This is a genomic window from Amycolatopsis bullii (genome assembly GCF_014654205.1).
Taxonomy (GTDB): domain Bacteria; phylum Actinomycetota; class Actinomycetes; order Mycobacteriales; family Pseudonocardiaceae; genus Amycolatopsis; species Amycolatopsis plumensis.
Genome location: NZ_BNAW01000032.1, coordinates 34,099 through 50,110 on the forward strand (window position 1 = coordinate 34,099; position 16,012 = coordinate 50,110).

Genomic DNA, 16,012 nt, shown 5'->3' on the forward strand with positions numbered 1-16,012 from the left:
ATGCAGGTAACGCGCCGCAGAAGGCAGGCCGTGAAGGGCCGGTCCGGGCACCGGTTCCGGTTCGCGACGGCCGGGTCCGTCACGCTCGTGCTCGTCGCCACCGGCACCGGCGTCGGTGTCGCGTCGACGCGGCAGTTCGGTGAAGACCAGGTCGGCCAGGTCACCGCGAACGGCCAGGTCGTCTCCGCCGACCAGTACCTCCAGCCGATCGGCGATCGGCTGGTCGTGAACAACGGCAAGATCATGGCGTCCGCCGTCAGCCCGGACGGCAGCCACCTCGCCGCCTTGACCACCGACGGCGGCATCGCGCTCACCGTCGTCGACCTGAAGAACTGGCGGGTGCAGCAGCTCGTCGGCAACTCCGCGACGGCGAACCTGCGCATCGCCGGCAACGACGTCGGCCAGGAAGGCCCGTCGTACTCGCCGGACGGCAAGACGCTGTGGCTGGCCCAGACCGACGGCTACACCAGGTTCACGGTGAACCCGGACGGCACGGTCGCGGCGCCCACCCCGGTCAAGATCCCGGCGGACGGCGCGAAGCACGCGCTGGTCGCGCAGGCCGTCTTCTCGGCCGACGGGTCCACTGTGTACTCCGCGGTCAACGGCCAGAACCGGGTCGTCGCCCTCGACGCGGCGACCGGCGCGATCGAGCGGAGCTGGGCCGTCGGCAACGCCCCGCGCGACCTCGTCCGCGTCGGCAGCAAGCTGTACGTCGGCAACGAAGGCGGCCGGACGGCGCGGCCCGGCGAGCCGACGCTGAACTCCTACAACACCCAGGTGCCCGCCAGCCCGTTCACCGGCGCCACCACGAGCGGCACGGTCAGCGTGATCGACTTGGCGAACGCAGGCGCCGTGCCGAAGAGCATCGACGTCGGCCTGCACCCGACCGCCGTGTACGCCAAGGACGGCGCGCTGTTCGTCACCAACACCGCGAGCGACACGGTCTCGGTCATCGACACCGGCCGCGACCAGGTCGTCCAGACCATCGCGACCCAGCCGTGGCCGGAGGCGGCGGTCGGCTACGAGCCGGACGGCGTCACCCTCACCGGCGACGGCCACCTGTTGGTGACGCTTGGCCGCGCCAACGCCGTCGCCGTCTACCGCTACCGCCGCGCGCAGGAACCGGTGAGCTACGTCGGCCTGCTGCCGACGGACTACTTCCCGACGGCGATCACCGCGTCCGGCCAGGACGTCCTCGTTTCCAACACCCGCGGCATCGACGCCCGCCGTCCGACCACCGCGGCCGGGCACGGCACCCACGACACGACGTCGAGCCTGCAGAAGTTCCGGCTGCCGTCCGACACCGCGATCCGCGGGTACACGGCGAAGGTGTTCTGGCAGAACGGCTGGACGCCCGGTTCGGTCCAGGTGGCCCGCGACAACGGCCACCGCAAGCCAGTGCCGGTCCCGGCCCGGCTCGGCGACCCGTCGACGATCAAGCACGTCTTCCTGCTGGTCAAGGAAAACCGCACCTACGACCAGGTGTTCGGGGACGACCCCCGCGGCAACGGCGATCCGTCGGTGACGCAGTTCGGCGAGAACATCACGCCGAACCAGCACGCGCTGGAACGCCAGTTCGGCTTGTACGACAACACCTACGACATCGGCACGAACTCCGCCGAGGGCCACAACTGGCTCATGCAGGCCGACAACCCGGAGTACACCGAGTCGTCGGCGGGGGAGTACCTGCGCAGCTACGACACCGAGGACGACGCCCTCGGCCACCAGAGCTCCGGGTTCCTCTGGACCGGCGCGCTGGCGGCCGGGAAGTCGGTGCGGGACTTCGGCGAGTTCCAGCAGTTCCTGAACAAGCCGGCCGGCGCGAGCTGGCAGAACCTCTACTGTGACGCCAAGAACATGGCCGCGACCGGGGAACCGAGCGCGTACCCGCTGGTGTCGTCGTCCCCGATCCCGTCGCTGAACGACGTTTCGGTGCCGGGCTTCCCGAAGTTCGACACGGCGGTGCCGGACGTCTACCGCTACCAGATCTGGAAGGACGACTTCGAGAAGCACGGGCCGGCCAACCTGAACATGTTCTGGCTGTCCAGCGACCACACCGGAGGCCCGCCGAACGCGGCCGCCCAGGTCGCCGACAACGACCTCGCCGTCGGCCGGATCGTCGACACGATCTCGCACAGCCCGTACTGGAAGGACTCGGCGATCTTCGTCGTCGAGGACGACTCGCAGGCCGGTCTGGACCACGTCGACGGCCACCGGGCGCCGGTGCAGATCATCAGCCCGTACGCCCAGCACGGCGTCGTCGACAGCCACTACTACTCGCAGATCACGATGATCCGCACGATCGAGCAGATCCTCGGGGTCAAGCCGATGAACCAGAAGGACAGCGCGGCGACGCCGATGAGCGCGGCCTTCACCCAGCGGCCGGACTTCACGCCGTTCACCGCGCTGCCCAACCGCACGTCGCTGACGGCGGGCCTGGCCACCCCGCCGTCGTGCGGACCGGACACCCCGGCGGCACCGGACCCGGCCGCCGCACCGGTGCCGTCGTCGGCGGTGCCCGCGGACAAGAAGCAGGTGGCGGCGCAGTGGCAGGAGTGGACGGCGCACCAGCGCCTGACCGGTCCGGACGCCGTCGCCGACTACGCCAACCCCGCGCAGATGAACCACTTCACGTGGTACCAGACGCACGGGTGGCAGCTGCCCTACCCGGGGGAGAACCAGGTGTACGCCCCGGCGCAGGTGCCGGGGGCGTACCTGCCGTCCGCGGAGTCGGACGGCTGACCGTCCGCCGGGAGGCCTCCGGGCCTCCCGGCTCAGCGGGCCGGGCGCAGGTGTTCGGTGCGCCAGTGACGTCCCCGCCGGGGTGTCCGCCAGTGACGTCCCCGCCACGGGCGTACCGGGCCACGGGCCGCCAGGAACGCCGGCTGGTGCTCCGCGAAGCCCTCCGCCGTGATCCCCATCAGCACCGGGTACCGGACTTCCCCGCGCCGCAGCTCGGTGTCCCGAGGGCGGCCCTCCTCGCGGAAGCCGAGCTCTCCGTGCAGGGCCAGCGAGGCGAAGTTGCTGCCGTTGATGCTGACTTCGCACTTGCGGTACCGCTGCAGCTCGAACATGTACGCCAGCAGGACCGTGACCGCGTCGGCCGCGTAGCCGCAGCGGCGGTACTGCGGCCCGATCCCGATGCCGTAGCTGAAGTGGCCGGTGGCCGGGTCGGCCTGGATCCAGATCGAGCCGACCAGCGTCCGGTTGTGCAGGGTTTCGATCGCGAAGTGGAAGTCTTCGCCGGAGTCGGCCGTGCCGCGGTGGGTGGCCCAGTGGCGGTAACCGCCGAGCTGGCGGCCGGAATCGCGGTCGAAGCCGATCAGGGTGCGGTGATCCGCCGGGCGGACCTCCCGCAACCGCACCTTCCACCCCGCCCAGCTCATCGGCAGTGATGGTACAGCCCGGGTAACGATCGGGCAGCCGAGGGCGAAGGACAGGACACGATGAACCTGCTGCCCCTGCCGGATCGCGCCGGCTCCGAGACCTTCGGACGCTGCCTCGCTGAGCTGGTCGAACTGTGCCGCGTCCACCTCCCCACCCAGACGGCCGAAGCCCCCGAAGGCGAGGAGGAGCAGCGCATCGTCCTGCGCCGAGCGCTGGGCTACCTGGACCACACCTACTCCGACCTCCCGGAGCCGTTCTTCGACCCGCTCGTGCGCGCCGCGGTCCAAGACCCGGACCCGAGCTTCAACCGGCAGTTCGTCGAGCCGCTCTGCGCGGCCTTCGGTGCGCGCCGGACGCAGGAAGCGCTGCTCGGAATCCTCGCCACCGGCACGAACCCGGAACGCGCCGGGGTGGCCCGCGCCTGGTACTGGGCCACGCTCGAGACCTTCGACGACCTCGAGGACCGCTGGAACCGCGCCGCACTGCGCGAGTTCGTGACCAACGAAGATCTCGACGTCCGCCGGTGCGTCCTGCCCGGGCTCACCCTCGACCCGGCCGAGTACCCCGCCGAACTGCACCCGCTGGTCGCCGAGGCCGTGCGGATCGCGCGAACCCACCCCGACGACTACCTGCGGCACCGCGTCGAACTCCAGGTGGCCGACCCGGACGACTGAGTGTCACAAGGTTCGCCCCGCCGGTGTCTTGAGGTCGTTCCACCCGACGACACCAGTGAGGACGAAACCATGGACACCCGCCTCGACCTGTTCAGCACCGAAACCGGCTCCCGGCTGGGCAAGCGGTTCGCGAGCCTCGGCCAGGTGATCGACCGGACGCCGCTGCCGAAGCTGACCCGCGAGCTGGTCAGCCTGCGCGCCAGCCAGATCAACGGCTGCGGCTGGTGCCTGGACATGCACGCCAAGGAGGCCGCCGCGGCCGGGGAGTCGGCCGTCCGGCTCGCGCTCGTCGCCGCCTGGCGCGAGTCGACGGTGTTCACCGAGGCCGAGCGGGCCGCGCTCGCCTTGGCCGAGGAGGGCACCCGGCTCGCCGACGCCGCCGAAGGCGTGTCCGACGAGACCTGGGCCCGGGTGCGCGAGCACTACGACGACGAGCAGACCGCCGCGCTGGTCGCGCTGGTGGCGCTGATCAACGCGGCCAACCGGCTCGCGGTGATCCTGCACCAGAAGGGTGGCTCCTACGAGCCGGGGTTGTTCGCCGCGTTCGCCGAGGAGCGCTGAGCGCGGGGCCACGGCGACCCCGAACGTGGCGCCGATCGACCGGCCGTTCCACCGGGACCACCAGTCCGATGAGGACGTTCGCGGCGGCAAGGGCCAGGGTGCCCGATGCCGTCCGGCCCACAGCGACGTCGAGGCTCAGTGCGCGGCCGGCACAGTGATGGTCTTGTACTCCGTGTAGGTGCCGAGCCCGGCGGCGCCGTACTCGCGGCCGAGACCGCTGGCCTTGAACCCGCCGAACGGGCCGTCGAAGCCGATCGGGGCGCCGTTGATCGTCACCGTGCCGGTCCGCACGCGGCGGGCGACGGCGAGCGCGTGCGCCGGGTCGGCCGACCATACCCCGCCGGACAGGCCGTATTCGGAGTCGTTGGCGATGCGGACGGCGTCGTCCTCGTCGTCGTAGGCGATGACGACCAGGACCGGTCCGAAGATCTCCTCCTGCGCGATGCGCATGGAGTTGTCGACGTCGGCGAACAGCGTCGGCGTCACGTAGTTGCCCGTTTCCAGCTCGGCCGGGACGTCCGGGCCGCCGGTGACCAGCCGCGCGCCTTCTTCGACGCCGAGGCGGATGTAGTCGAGGACGCGTTGCTGCTGGTCGCGGCGGATCATCGGGCCGATGAACGTCGTGTCGTCGGCCGGGTCACCGACACCGAGGGATTCGATCAGGTCCTTCAGCCCGGCGACGACTTCGTCGTAGCGGCTGCGCGGCGCGAGCACGCGGGTCTGCGCGATGCATGATTCGCCATTGTTGAGCAGGGAACCGAACTTCAGGCCCTGGATCGCCGCGCCGAGGTCGGCGTCGGGCAGGATGATCGCCGCCGACTTGCCGCCGAGTTCGAGGCTGACCCGCTTGAGCTGTTCCCCGGCCAGCGACGCGATGCGGCGCCCGGCGCGGGTGGATCCGGTGAAAGCGATCTTGTCCACGTCCGGGTGCTTGACCAGGTACTCGCTGGTCTCGCGGTCGGCGGGCAGCACGCTGATGACGCCCTCGGGCAAGCCGGCTTCGGCGAGCAGTTCCGCGAGGAGGTTCATGCTCAGCGTGTTCTCCGGCGAGACCTTGAGGACGACGGTGTTGCCGGCGAGCAGCGCGGGGATGATCTTGGCCGAGGCGGAGGAGAACGGCGAGTTCCACGGGATGATCGCGGCGACCACGCCGATCGCCTCCCGGCGCACGACCGACCGGAACGGCGCGGCCGGGTCCGACGGCTCCAGCGTCTCCTCCCAGCCGAACTCCTCGGCCGCCTTCAGGTAGGCGTTGGCCTGGCGGGTCAGGCCCGGCTGGCCGGCCTTGGTGAACCACAGCGCCGAGCCGTTCTCCGCCGAGATGAGCGCCGCGATCTCGTCGGCGCGCTTCTCGCGCAGGGCGGCCAGCTTGCGGACGACGGCGATCCGCTCCGCGGGCGAGGTGCGCGGCCACGGCCCCTCGTCGAAGGCCTGGCGGGCGGCGGCGACGGCCCGGTCGACGTCGGCCGGGAGCGCCTGCGCGGCGCGGCCGATGGCCGAGTTGTCGTGCGGGGACCGGATGTCCAGCAGGCCGGTGCTGCTCGGGGCGGTCCAGGTGCCGCCGATGAAAAGTGCGTCGTAGGTGATCACTTCTGGCTCCCTAGGAGTATCTGTCACACCAGGGTAGCACTTAACTGCCTCACGACTGTGGCAGTTACTGCTAGGGTGTGAGAGTGAGAGCCGACGCCGCACGCAATCTCGAACTGCTGCTGACCACGGGCGCCCGCATGCTCGCCGAAGACCCGGCCACGAGCATCGCGGCGATCGCGGCGGAAGCCGGCGTCGACCGCCGGACCGTCTACCGCCGGTTCACGAGCCGGGAGGAGCTCCTGACCGCGGTCTACCAGGCCCGCATGGACGCGATCGAAGCGGCGATCGAGGCCGCCGAGCTGCAGGAGGCGCCGGTCCTGCCGGCCCTGCACCGGTACGTCCGGGGGATCGTCCCGGTAAACCGCACCTGGCCGGCCGAGGTGAGCCGGATGCGCTCGGATCCGGAGATCTGGGCCCGCCGCCTGCGCGCGATCGAGGAGGTCGACCGGTTCCTCAAGCGGGCCACCGTCGAGGGGTTCCTGCAGGCGGGATTGCCGATCCGCTGGCTCGGCACCGTCCTGGGGTTGCTGGTGCGGTCGTCCACGAGGGACCTGATACCCCTGAACGACCCCCAGGCCGCGGACGTCATCGTCGACACGTTCCTCCGCGCCTTCGGCACCAGCGCCGCACGAGGCTCGTGGTGAGTGGTGCGGTGGGTGGGAACCCGCCGCACCACTCACGACAAGGCTAGGAACGCTGGTTCTCGCCCGGCGCGTTGGTGCTGGTCCGGGAGCCCGAGAGCTGCCGGGCCGTGTTGACCAGCCCGACCATGCTGAACGCCTGCGGGGTGTTCCCGACCTGGCGCCCGGCATCGGTGTCGTACTCCTCCGACAGCAGCCCGACGTCGTTGCGCAGCCCGAGCAACTGCTCGAACAGCGACCGGGCCTCGTTCTCGCGGCCGGTGGCGTGGAGCGCGTCCGCGAGCCAGAAGCTGCACGCCAGGAAACTGCCTTCGCCGCCGGGCAGTCCGTCCACCCCGCCGTCGGCGTTGGCGTCGTAGCGGCGGACGAACCCGTCGCGGGCCAGCTCGGCGCGGACCGCGTCCACCGTCCCGCGCACCCGGGGATCGCCGGCGGGCAGGAAGCCGACGCGGGGGATGAGCAGCAGCGCCGCGTCCAGGCCGCGGGAGCCGTAGAACTGGGTGAACGTGTTGCGGTCGGCGTCGTAGCCGTGCGCGCAGACGTCCTGGTGGATCTTTTCGCGCAGGGCCCGCCAGTCCTCGACCGGACCGTCCAGGCCGTGGGCCTGCACCGTGTGCACGGCCCGGTCGACGCCGGCCCAGGCCATCACCTTGGAGTGGACGAAGTGCCGCCGCGGCCCGCGGACCTCCCACAGGCTGTTGTCCGGCTGGTCCCAGTGCCCTTCGAGGAACTCGAGCAGGCCTCGCTGCAGGTCCCACGCCGGGTGGAACGTCGGCAGCCCGGCTTCGCGGACCAGGTGCAGCCCGTCGAGGACCTCGCCCCAGACGTCGAGCTGGAACTGGCCCGCCGCGGCGTTGCCGACCCGGACCGGGGTCGAGCCTTCGTAGCCGGACAGCCAATCCAAAGTGGCCTCCGGCAGGCGGCGGGTGCCGTCGAGGCCGTACATGATCTGCAGGTCGGCCGGGTCACCCGCGACCGCGCGGACGAGCCATTCGCGCCACGCCTTGGCTTCCTCGTGGTAGCCGGTGCCGATCAGGGCCTGCAGGGTGAACGTCGAGTCGCGCAGCCAGCAGTACCGGTAGTCCCAGTTGCGCGGCCCACCCAGCTGTTCAGGCAGCGACGTCGTCGCGGCGGCGAGGATGCCGCCGGTCGGGGCGTAGGTGAGGGCCTTGAGGGTGATCAGCGCGCGCCGGACCGCGTCCGGCCACTGCCCGTCGTACCGGCAGCGGCCGATCCAGTCCGCCCAGAAGCGTTCGGTGTCGGCGAGCGCGGCTTCGGCGTCGGCGAGCCGTGGCCGCGGCCGGTAGGAGGCGGAGTGGGTGAGCACGAACGGCACCCGCTCCCCGGCGGCGACGGTGAATTCGGCGTGCGTGGCCAGGTCCTCGCCGTACAGCGGCACCGGCGTGCGGACCCGGATCGCGTCCGGCCCGGCGACCGCGAGGAGCTCGCCGTCCTCCTTGCGCACCCACGGCGTGACGGAGCCGTAGTCGAGCCGCAGCCGCAGCAACATGCGCATCGGCACCCGGCCCGACACGCCCTCGACGATCCGGACGACGTCGGCGGCTTCCCCGCGCGGCGGCATGAAGTCCAGGACGCGGACGGTGCCTTCGGGCGTGTCCCACTCGGTCGACATGATCAGCGTGTCGCCGCGGTACGAACACCGGGTCGCGGGGCCGCCGCTCGCCGGGGCGAGCCGCCACGTTCCGGCGTGCTCGTCGTCCAGCAGGGCGGCGAAACACGCCGGGGAGTCGAAGCGCGGCAGGCACAGCCAGTCGATCGCGCCGTCGCGCGAAAGCAGCGCGGCCGTGTGCAGGTCGCCCAGGATGGCGTAGTCCTCGATCGGGGCCATGGCGATCAGTGCTCGAGATCGAGGACGACCTTGACGTCGTCGTCGCCCGCTTCGAAGGCCTCGGCCGCCTTGCCCAGCGGCACCCGCCGGGTGATGAGCCCGCCCAGCCAGTCCAGGTCCGCGCGGCCGAGTGCGTCGGCGGCGGCCCGGTAGTGGCGGAGGTTGGCGTTCACCGACCCGATGACGGCGTTGTTCTCTAGGACGATCTCGCGGTTGATGGTCCCGGCGTCCACCGTGAGGTTCCGGCCGGTGGGGGAGACGCCGGTGAGGCAGACGATCCCGTACGGGCCGGTGCCCGCCATCGCGTCGAACACCAGCGAGCCGACGCCGGTGGCCTCCAGCACGATGTCGGGTTCGAGCGCGGACAGCACCTTCTCGATCGAATCGTGGTGGTAGGTCGCGCCGAGAGCCTCGACCAGGCGGGGCTTCGGGCCGTCGGTGACGCGGTCGAGGACGTGCACCTCGAGGCCGCGCTGCACACCCAGCAGCGCGCCGAGCAGCCCGATCGGGCCCGCGCCGGTGACCAGCACCCGCTTCGGTTCGAACCAGGCGCGGTCGCCGACGCGCTGGATCTGCTCCCACGCCTTCGCGACGACCGTCGTGGGTTCCATCAGCATGCCGACGTCCCGCAGGCGCGGATCCAGGCGCACCGCGTAGTCCGCCTCGACGGTCCACAGCTCGCTGCCGTAGCCGTCGATCTCCTTGATGCCGCGCTCGGTGTAGCGGCCGTTGCGGCACATGTCGAACTCACCGGCCGCGCACGCGCCGCACGGCACCGGGTCGGGCCGCCGGACGACCCCGACGACGAGGTCGCCCTCGGCGAAGTCCCCGGCCGGATGAATCACCTGACCGAGTGACTCGTGCCCCAGCACCAGCCGTTCCCGGCCGGGCGGCGCCCAGCCGTACTCGCCGCGGGCGATCTCCTTGTCCGTGCCGCACACGCCGAGCGCGAGACCGCGCACGAGCAGCTCGCCGTCCGCCGGTACCGGGTCGGGCACCGTACCGATCTGCAGGGAGCCCTGTTGTTCCGGCACCACGGTCAGTGCTCGCATCTCTCCCGCTCCTTCCCGCGACGGCGCGTTCGCCCAGGGGTTGACGCTCTTGCGTTCCGCAAACATGCGAAAAGAACGCACCGAGCGGGCAAATGCGACGTTGCGGCGCAGAAGGGCCGGGACGGGCGACGCCGGAAGCCGCGTCGGCCCGGCGGGACGGGGGCCGGAATCCCGGCCCCCGTCCGCGCGAGCAGGCTCAGCCGGCGGCGACGATGCGCCACCGCTGGTTGGCGCTGCCGCTGTCGGCGTACTGGGCGAGCTCGGTGCCGCTGCCGGTCCGGCCCATGCCGTCGAGGTACTCGCCGGTGCTGCTGTTGCGGATGCGGACGTTGTTCGCGTCGGTCACCACCGACCACTGCTGGTTGCCGCTGCTGCTGCCGTTGTACTGGCTCACCGCGGAGCCGTTGGTGGTGCGGCCCGCGCCGTCGAGGTAGAGGCCGGTGGCGCGGTTCTTGATGCGCACGCGGTTGCCGGAGTTCTCGATGACCCACTGCTGGTCGTACCGGCCGGGGTCGCCGCTCGACTGACCGGCGGCGGAGCCGCTGGAGGTCCGGCCCAGTCCGTCGACGTACAGCCCGGTCGCGGCGTTCACGATCCGGACGTACGTGCCGCCGCCGTTGCCCTCACCCCACGCGTACCGCAGCCGGGTCAGCCCGCTGGGGTTCGACAGCGACAGCTTGGTGCCCGCACCGGTGCCGGTCCTGGTCGTCATGCTGTACCAGTCGCCGTCGCGCAGACCCGGCCAGTACACGCTGCCGACGCCGAGGCTCCGCAGCTTCTCGCTGACGCCCCGGATGTAGTCGGCGAAGAACGACCCGCTCGGGATGCTGTAGTCGAGCGTGTCGTAGTGCACGCCGTTCTTGCTGCCGGGCGACATCGGGCCGCCCCATTCGGTGACGACGGTCCGGGCCGCGTACGCACCGATGTAGCCGCCGATGTGGTCGGCCCACTCGGTTTCGCTTTCGTAGCCGGCGAAGAACGAGTAGTCGTGGGCGGCCAGGAGCGTCCCGTCGAGCCGCCGGTCGCCGCCGACGGCGGGCACGTTCTGGGCCAGGCCGGCGCCGTCGAGGATCACCCGGCCGCGCGGTACGCCGGGGTATCGGGCCAGCCAGGCGTTGTAGAAGTTGTTCAGGTCGGCGGTGCCGAAGCCGTGCGGCTCGTTGATGACCTCGAAGTAGGCGTTCGGGTTGCTGCCGTACTTGGCGACGACCGTGTCCCACATCTGCTGGAACCGGCCGGTGTCCGGCGGTTTGCCGCCGGTGTAGGCCCAGTAGGCCAGGATCACCTTGCCCTTGGTGAGCGCGGTGTCGATCGCCCCGGTGTAGGTACCCCAGTAGCCGGAGACCGTCGGTTCGTTGATCGGCAGCCGGACCGTGTTCGCCCCGGTGATCGAGTACAGCTGGCCGACGACCTGGTTCGCCGTGGCCGCGGCCGAGGAGTAGGTGTCCCAGGCGCTGAGCCCGGACACGTAGAGCACCCCGTTGACGAAGTTGTCCCGCGTGTCGGCCCAGTTGACGCCCTTGAGGTCGGCGGTGGACGCCTGGGCCTGCGGCGGGAGCGCGGTCAGCAGCCCGCCGGCGAGCGCGGACAGCGCCAAGAACCGGAACGCCTTGGACAGCGTCCTGCGGAGCGCGGAGTGGTTCGGTCTCATCGGCTCGTTCCTCCCGGATCCTGCGCAGCCGGAATGTTCCGGACACTCGTAACACCGAGCCCGGGGAAGCGGCCAGGCTTCCGAAGCGAAACGCTCAGAATCGGTCAGGAAAGAACACGCCCGTGCCGCATTGAACGGCAGCGCTGCCGTTCAATGCGGCACGGACCGGAATGCGTCAGCCGAAGTTCACGTCACTGCACCACATGTACGTCTGGTCCTGGTGCGAAGCCTGCCAGATCGTGAAGACGACGTGGTGCCCGCGGTAGCCGCCGGAGGTCTGGACGTTGAAGGTGATGTCCTTCGCCGGGGCGTAGCGGCCGGTCTGCGTGACCTGGTCGAGGTTGCCCCAGCCGAGGCGCTGGGTGGTGGGGTCGTAGCCGTTCTTGCTGACGTAGACCCGGATGAAGTCGGCGCCGTGGCTGGCCTGGTCGTAGAGGTGCATCGAGAAGCTGCTGCCGACGTTGGTGGTCCGCCATTGGCCGGGGGTGTTGAGCGCGTTGTTGCGGGCCAGCCCGTTGCTGCACAGCTGCCCGTCGGGCGTGGCGCCCTGGAAGTTGCCCTTCAGGCCGTCCCGCAGGGCGCTCATCCAGTTCCACATGGTGTCGGCGTTGGCCTGGAAAGCCGCCCAGCACATGGGGTCCTGCTGCTGCATGGCGGGGTTCGTGTGCTGGCTGCCCCAGTCCTTCCAGCACTGGTAGGCCCGGGTGGCGGGATCGACGATGGTGCCGTGTGCCGAGGCCGCGGGCACCCCGACGAACAACCCGGCCAGCCCGGCGATCGTCAGGGCGACGAGACCGCGCCAAGTGGGGCGAGACCCGGAGAACTTGCGCCTGCGCATGGATGATCCTCCATTCTCGAAAGAACGTGCGGTTCATGTGGGAGCGCTCCCAGGGTGGCAGCAGCTTATCCCCGATCCGGACAAACTTCAACCAAGCGACCGAAAAGAATTGGGGTTATTCCCCGGCGTAGTGGTTTTCGAAAAGAACGGAATTCCCGCCGAAACTTTCGGAACTTTGATCAGCAAGACGACGACACCATCACGTTCTGGTCCGACACGCGGAGCACGCGGCCGCCGACGACGAACAACGACGTGCCTGCGTTGCCGCCCAGCCGCAGGACACATCCCGCCGCCGGTGACGGTTTCGCCGGGTCGGCCGAAGAAATCCGGACTTCCGGCGCCCTGATCACCGTCGTGCCGAGGACGCCGAAATCGACCGGGCGGCCGGCCAGAGCGTCGGCCGCGAAGTGGTCGCCCAGCCGGAAGGGCAGGACCACCAGGAAGACCACCGCGAATCCGGTCAGCGCACCGGCCAGGCCGCGGAGCAGGTAGCGCCCGGGCAGTGACAGGCGCACCTCCGCCAGCGACCGCACGCCGGTGCCGACGGACAGGGTGATCCACGTCGACTGTGCCGACGCCGCCCGGTTCTGCAGCCAGCGGACGGCCAGGAACGCCCCTAGTACGACCAGGCCGACCAGGAACGCGCGAACGACCAGCCAGGTGAACGTGATGCCGACGTCTTCCGGGTCGACGCCGAGCGCGCCGTAGAAGCGGGCCATCAGGATCCAGCCGAAGGCGTAGGACAGGCCCGCTACGCCGGTAGTGATCTGCGTGGCCTGCGCGGCCCATTCCGAAACCCCGGCCAGTTTCGACGTGCTCACCAGAGCCTCGCCAGCACAAAGATCGCGAACAGCGCCCCGAGCAGCAGTCCGCCGGCGAAGATCCACCGGTCTGCTCTCCGCACGGCGGCCGGGTCGCCGACCGGTGCCGGTTCCACGACAGTGCCGGTCGTCTGCGCCGACGCCTTGGCCAGCCCGCGTTCCCACTCCATCAACGAGGGCCGGGACCCGGCTGGGCCGGATGCTCGGACAACCAGCTCGGTGAGCGCGGCCGGCAGGCGTTCGGGCGGCAGTGCGTCGCCGGGGTACCAGTGGGGCGAGACCAGCACTCGGGGTACCAGGAGGCCGAGAACGTACGACGTCGACGCCCGGTCGGGTCGGCCGACCTCCTCGGAGAGCACGCGAGGGTCGGTCCAGTCGACTGTCGTGTAAAGGGGCGCGGAGCTTTCGCTGCTGAGCGGCCGCAGCGAATCGCAGTCCAGCACGAACACCTCGGCGGGATCGAGTTTCCACAGCAGGTTGTGCGACGCGAGGTCTTCGTGCACGAAGCCGCGCTCGTCCAGCCACGACAGGACGTCCAGGAGCGCGCGAAGCAAGTCGACCTTCTCGCGGTCGGTCGCCCGCGGCACGCCGAGCTTCTCGGACCGCTTCTCGTACAGCAGGAAGTTGAAGTCACGGACCCGCATCCGGCCGGACGGCAGGGTGAACTGGAAGTGAGCCGCGGCCCGCACCACCAGCGCCCCGACGGCCTGGCCGCCTTCGCCGACCGTCGCGACCGGCCAAGCCAGCGTGCGCCGGACGTGGCCGAGCGTCTTCGCGTCCCAGCCGGCGTACGTCGCGACCAATCCGTCGAGCTCGTCGGCGTCTCGCGGCTTCGTGTACTTCTTGTACAGCAACGTCTTCCGCGGGCCGGCGATCGAGAAGACGGTCGACGCGCCGCCGCGCGCCACCTGCTCGCCGACCGCGACCTCGGCTTCGGTGATGCGGGTCGGTACGGGCGGCCAGGTCTCGGCGCTCATGCGAAGTCGTCCCGGTTCCGGATCGCCCGGGAGGTCACCAGTTCGTCGGTGTAGGCCATCAGGTCGGCCAGGATCTGCTTGGCCAGTGGCTGGTCCGGGGAGTCGCTCAGCATGCGCATCCCGGAGACCTGCATCGCGTCGAGGATCTGTTGCGCCTGCGACCGCTCCACACCCAGGGTGATGAGGATGAGGCGGGGGTGGGCGTGCCGGTAGAACTGGTCGAACGCCTCCCGCCAGCCGCGGTCCGCGGGGACGCCGTCGGTCACCAGCAGCACCAGCGGCCGGTAGAAAGACACCCCGGCGGCCAGGTGGGCGGCCGAGTCCGCGCCCGTCAGCCGGGTGAGCAGCTGGAAGGCTGGTCCGAACCGGGTTTCTCGCCCCGGCGACAGGGCGGGGAAGTCGGTCACCTCGGTCAGGTCCGAAAGGGGCAGCACGCACCGGGCGCTTTCGGCGAAGGTCACCAGGCAGACTCGGACCCGGTCACCCAGGATCGGCGACTCCAGCAGTTCGTCGGACAGAGCGGTGAGCACGTGTTCGATTTCCACCAGGCGCGCGGCCATCGAACGCGAAGTGTTCACCACCAGGTACAGCGGCATGATCCGGTGCATTCCGCACTCCTCACTTGTCCGGCTTGGGTCCGGAGAGCAACCCGGTGACGCTCCGGAGAAGGTCGACGCGTTCGCGCAGGGCCGGATCCAGCGCCGTGAGCACCGTGATGCTCGCCCACAGCACGGCGAACAGGGTAGCCGTGGCGCCCAGCGGATCGGGCAGTGGCACGCCGAGCCGGTGGATGAGCCAGAGGACGCCGACCGGGAACGCACCGACCACCAGCGTCCGCAGCAAGACGGCGAACGCCTTGGTCCGGCGCCACCTTTTCGCCGGAGAACCGGCTGGAGTGACTGGCAATTCGTCATAGGTGCCCTCGAGCACCGCCGTCATCAGGCCCACGACGAAGGTGCGCAAAGCAGCCTGCGTGTCGACCTTGGGCAGCGCGATCCACAGCGCCTTTTCCCGCACGGCCAGCGCCGCCGACCGGATCCGGTCCCGGAACACGCGCCGGTGGCGGGCGTCGGTGAGGTCGACGGTGCCCCCCAGGCCTTCGAGGCACGCGGCCACGGACCGCAGGTGGCCGGGCGACGGCAGGCGCCGTTCGCCGGGCGCGCGGTCCACCAGCTGGACCAGCACGAGCGCAAGGGAGTAAAGGGTCAGCTCCTCGCGCCTGCTCCGGCTGACGTACTTGGCGAACAGGCGCGTGGCGAGCGAGCCGACGAGGCTGAGGACGACGACGCAGAAGATCGTCAGGAGGCAGGAACCGAGGAGGATCAGCAGCCCGAGCGGGCTGGACCATTCGACGGAAGCTTCGCCGACGGAGACCGCCCAGGGGCCACCGATGGTCAGTGTGGCGGCCAATCCGACGGCGATCGCCGTCAGGGCGAAGAGCGTGGAGACCCGGTCGGGACGGGTTTCCGCGACGACGGTCGCGGTCATGACCCCGGAGCCGAAGAGCACCACCAGCTCGCCGACGAGCGCGACCCGGCCTAGATTTCCGGAATCCCAGAGCGAAATCGGCACGACGAAGGTCGAGATCACGAAGAACATCGCCAGTGCCGCCGGTACGGCCTCGCCGAGGAAGTCGAGCATCCACTTCAGGCGCGCCCCACGCCGGCACCAGAGGTCGTAGCGGGTGAGCAACGTCGAACGTTCGTCGCCGGGCATGGTCCCGACGCGGGATTCGCCGGCGAACAGGGACTTCACCGCCAGCGCCGACGACCACTCCCATGCGAAGTTCCTCTGGAACACCCAACGAGGCCTCCGGACGGCCTTGTCCCATCGCACTCCCAATGGGAACTCGTTCGGCTCGCGTTCGCCTCCTGCCCGCAGCAGCGTCTCCACCATCCGCCGGTGCACGTCTTCGGTCGGCAAGCCACCCCCTTCGAGGACCGGTTACCGCGAGGAGTCGTCGGACGGGCC

Annotated in this window: 14 protein-coding genes; 4 read left to right on the top strand and 10 right to left on the bottom strand. The window is 70.5% G+C overall.

The window, feature by feature from the left end:
* Nucleotides 1–2,742: a bifunctional YncE family protein/alkaline phosphatase family protein gene (locus IE317_RS29250; protein WP_191314569.1), complete on the top strand. Its 2,742-nt coding sequence runs from the start codon at nt 1–3 to the stop codon at nt 2,740–2,742.
* Between the two features lie 32 nt (nt 2,743–2,774).
* On the opposite strand, the gene IE317_RS29255 is transcribed toward IE317_RS29250, so the two are convergent.
* Nucleotides 2,775–3,386, bottom strand: a complete 612-nt coding sequence (locus IE317_RS29255; protein ID WP_229902983.1) for a GNAT family N-acetyltransferase — start codon at nt 3,384–3,386, stop codon at nt 2,775–2,777.
* Between the two features lie 60 nt (nt 3,387–3,446).
* Here IE317_RS29255 and IE317_RS29260 point away from each other — a divergent pair, with 60 nt between their 5' ends.
* Together IE317_RS29260 and IE317_RS29265 are read left to right on the top strand one after the other, a co-directional pair.
* Complete coding sequence (locus IE317_RS29260) at nt 3,447–4,061, top strand: hypothetical protein (protein ID WP_191314570.1); 615 nt, start codon at nt 3,447–3,449, stop codon at nt 4,059–4,061.
* 69 nt (nt 4,062–4,130) lie between these two features.
* Nucleotides 4,131–4,622 (top strand): carboxymuconolactone decarboxylase family protein, encoded by a 492-nt coding sequence (locus IE317_RS29265; protein ID WP_191314571.1) that lies wholly within the window; start codon nt 4,131–4,133, stop codon nt 4,620–4,622.
* Between the two features lie 135 nt (nt 4,623–4,757).
* Here IE317_RS29265 and IE317_RS29270 read toward each other — a convergent pair whose 3' ends face one another.
* Nucleotides 4,758–6,212 (bottom strand): aldehyde dehydrogenase, encoded by a 1,455-nt coding sequence (locus IE317_RS29270; protein WP_191314572.1) that lies wholly within the window; start codon nt 6,210–6,212, stop codon nt 4,758–4,760.
* An 83-nt stretch (nt 6,213–6,295) separates the two neighbouring features.
* Here IE317_RS29270 and IE317_RS29275 point away from each other — a divergent pair, with 83 nt between their 5' ends.
* Nucleotides 6,296–6,856 (top strand): TetR/AcrR family transcriptional regulator, encoded by a 561-nt coding sequence (locus tag IE317_RS29275; protein ID WP_191314573.1) that lies wholly within the window; start codon nt 6,296–6,298, stop codon nt 6,854–6,856.
* Nucleotides 6,857–6,899: 43 nt separating this feature from the next.
* Here IE317_RS29275 and IE317_RS29280 read toward each other — a convergent pair whose 3' ends face one another.
* The 8 genes from IE317_RS29280 to IE317_RS29315 form a co-directional block, all read right to left on the bottom strand.
* Nucleotides 6,900–8,702 (bottom strand): glycoside hydrolase family 15 protein, encoded by a 1,803-nt coding sequence (locus IE317_RS29280; protein ID WP_191314574.1) that lies wholly within the window; start codon nt 8,700–8,702, stop codon nt 6,900–6,902.
* A 5-nt stretch (nt 8,703–8,707) separates the two neighbouring features.
* Nucleotides 8,708–9,754, bottom strand: a complete 1,047-nt coding sequence (locus tag IE317_RS29285; protein WP_191314575.1) for a glucose 1-dehydrogenase — start codon at nt 9,752–9,754, stop codon at nt 8,708–8,710.
* 196 nt (nt 9,755–9,950) lie between these two features.
* Complete coding sequence (locus IE317_RS29290) at nt 9,951–11,405, bottom strand: RICIN domain-containing protein (RefSeq protein ID WP_191314576.1); 1,455 nt, start codon at nt 11,403–11,405, stop codon at nt 9,951–9,953.
* 175 nt (nt 11,406–11,580) lie between these two features.
* Nucleotides 11,581–12,243, bottom strand: a complete 663-nt coding sequence (locus IE317_RS29295) for a lytic polysaccharide monooxygenase auxiliary activity family 9 protein (protein WP_191314577.1) — start codon at nt 12,241–12,243, stop codon at nt 11,581–11,583.
* Nucleotides 12,244–12,422: 179 nt separating this feature from the next.
* On the bottom strand, nt 12,423–13,064 hold the full coding sequence (locus IE317_RS29300; protein WP_191314578.1) for a hypothetical protein: 642 nt from the start codon (nt 13,062–13,064) through the stop codon (nt 12,423–12,425).
* Complete coding sequence (locus IE317_RS29305) at nt 13,061–14,041, bottom strand: phosphotransferase (protein ID WP_191314579.1); 981 nt, start codon at nt 14,039–14,041, stop codon at nt 13,061–13,063. The genes IE317_RS29300 and IE317_RS29305 overlap by 4 nt, the downstream gene beginning before the upstream one ends.
* Nucleotides 14,038–14,649 (bottom strand): vWA domain-containing protein, encoded by a 612-nt coding sequence (locus IE317_RS29310; RefSeq protein ID WP_191314580.1) that lies wholly within the window; start codon nt 14,647–14,649, stop codon nt 14,038–14,040. The genes IE317_RS29305 and IE317_RS29310 overlap by 4 nt, the downstream gene beginning before the upstream one ends.
* Before the next feature lie 10 nt (nt 14,650–14,659).
* The gene (locus tag IE317_RS29315; protein WP_191314581.1) at nt 14,660–15,841 is read right to left on the bottom strand and encodes a hypothetical protein; all 1,182 of its coding nucleotides are present in this window, start codon (nt 15,839–15,841) and stop codon (nt 14,660–14,662) included.
* Nucleotides 15,842–16,012: the final 171 nt, after the last annotated feature.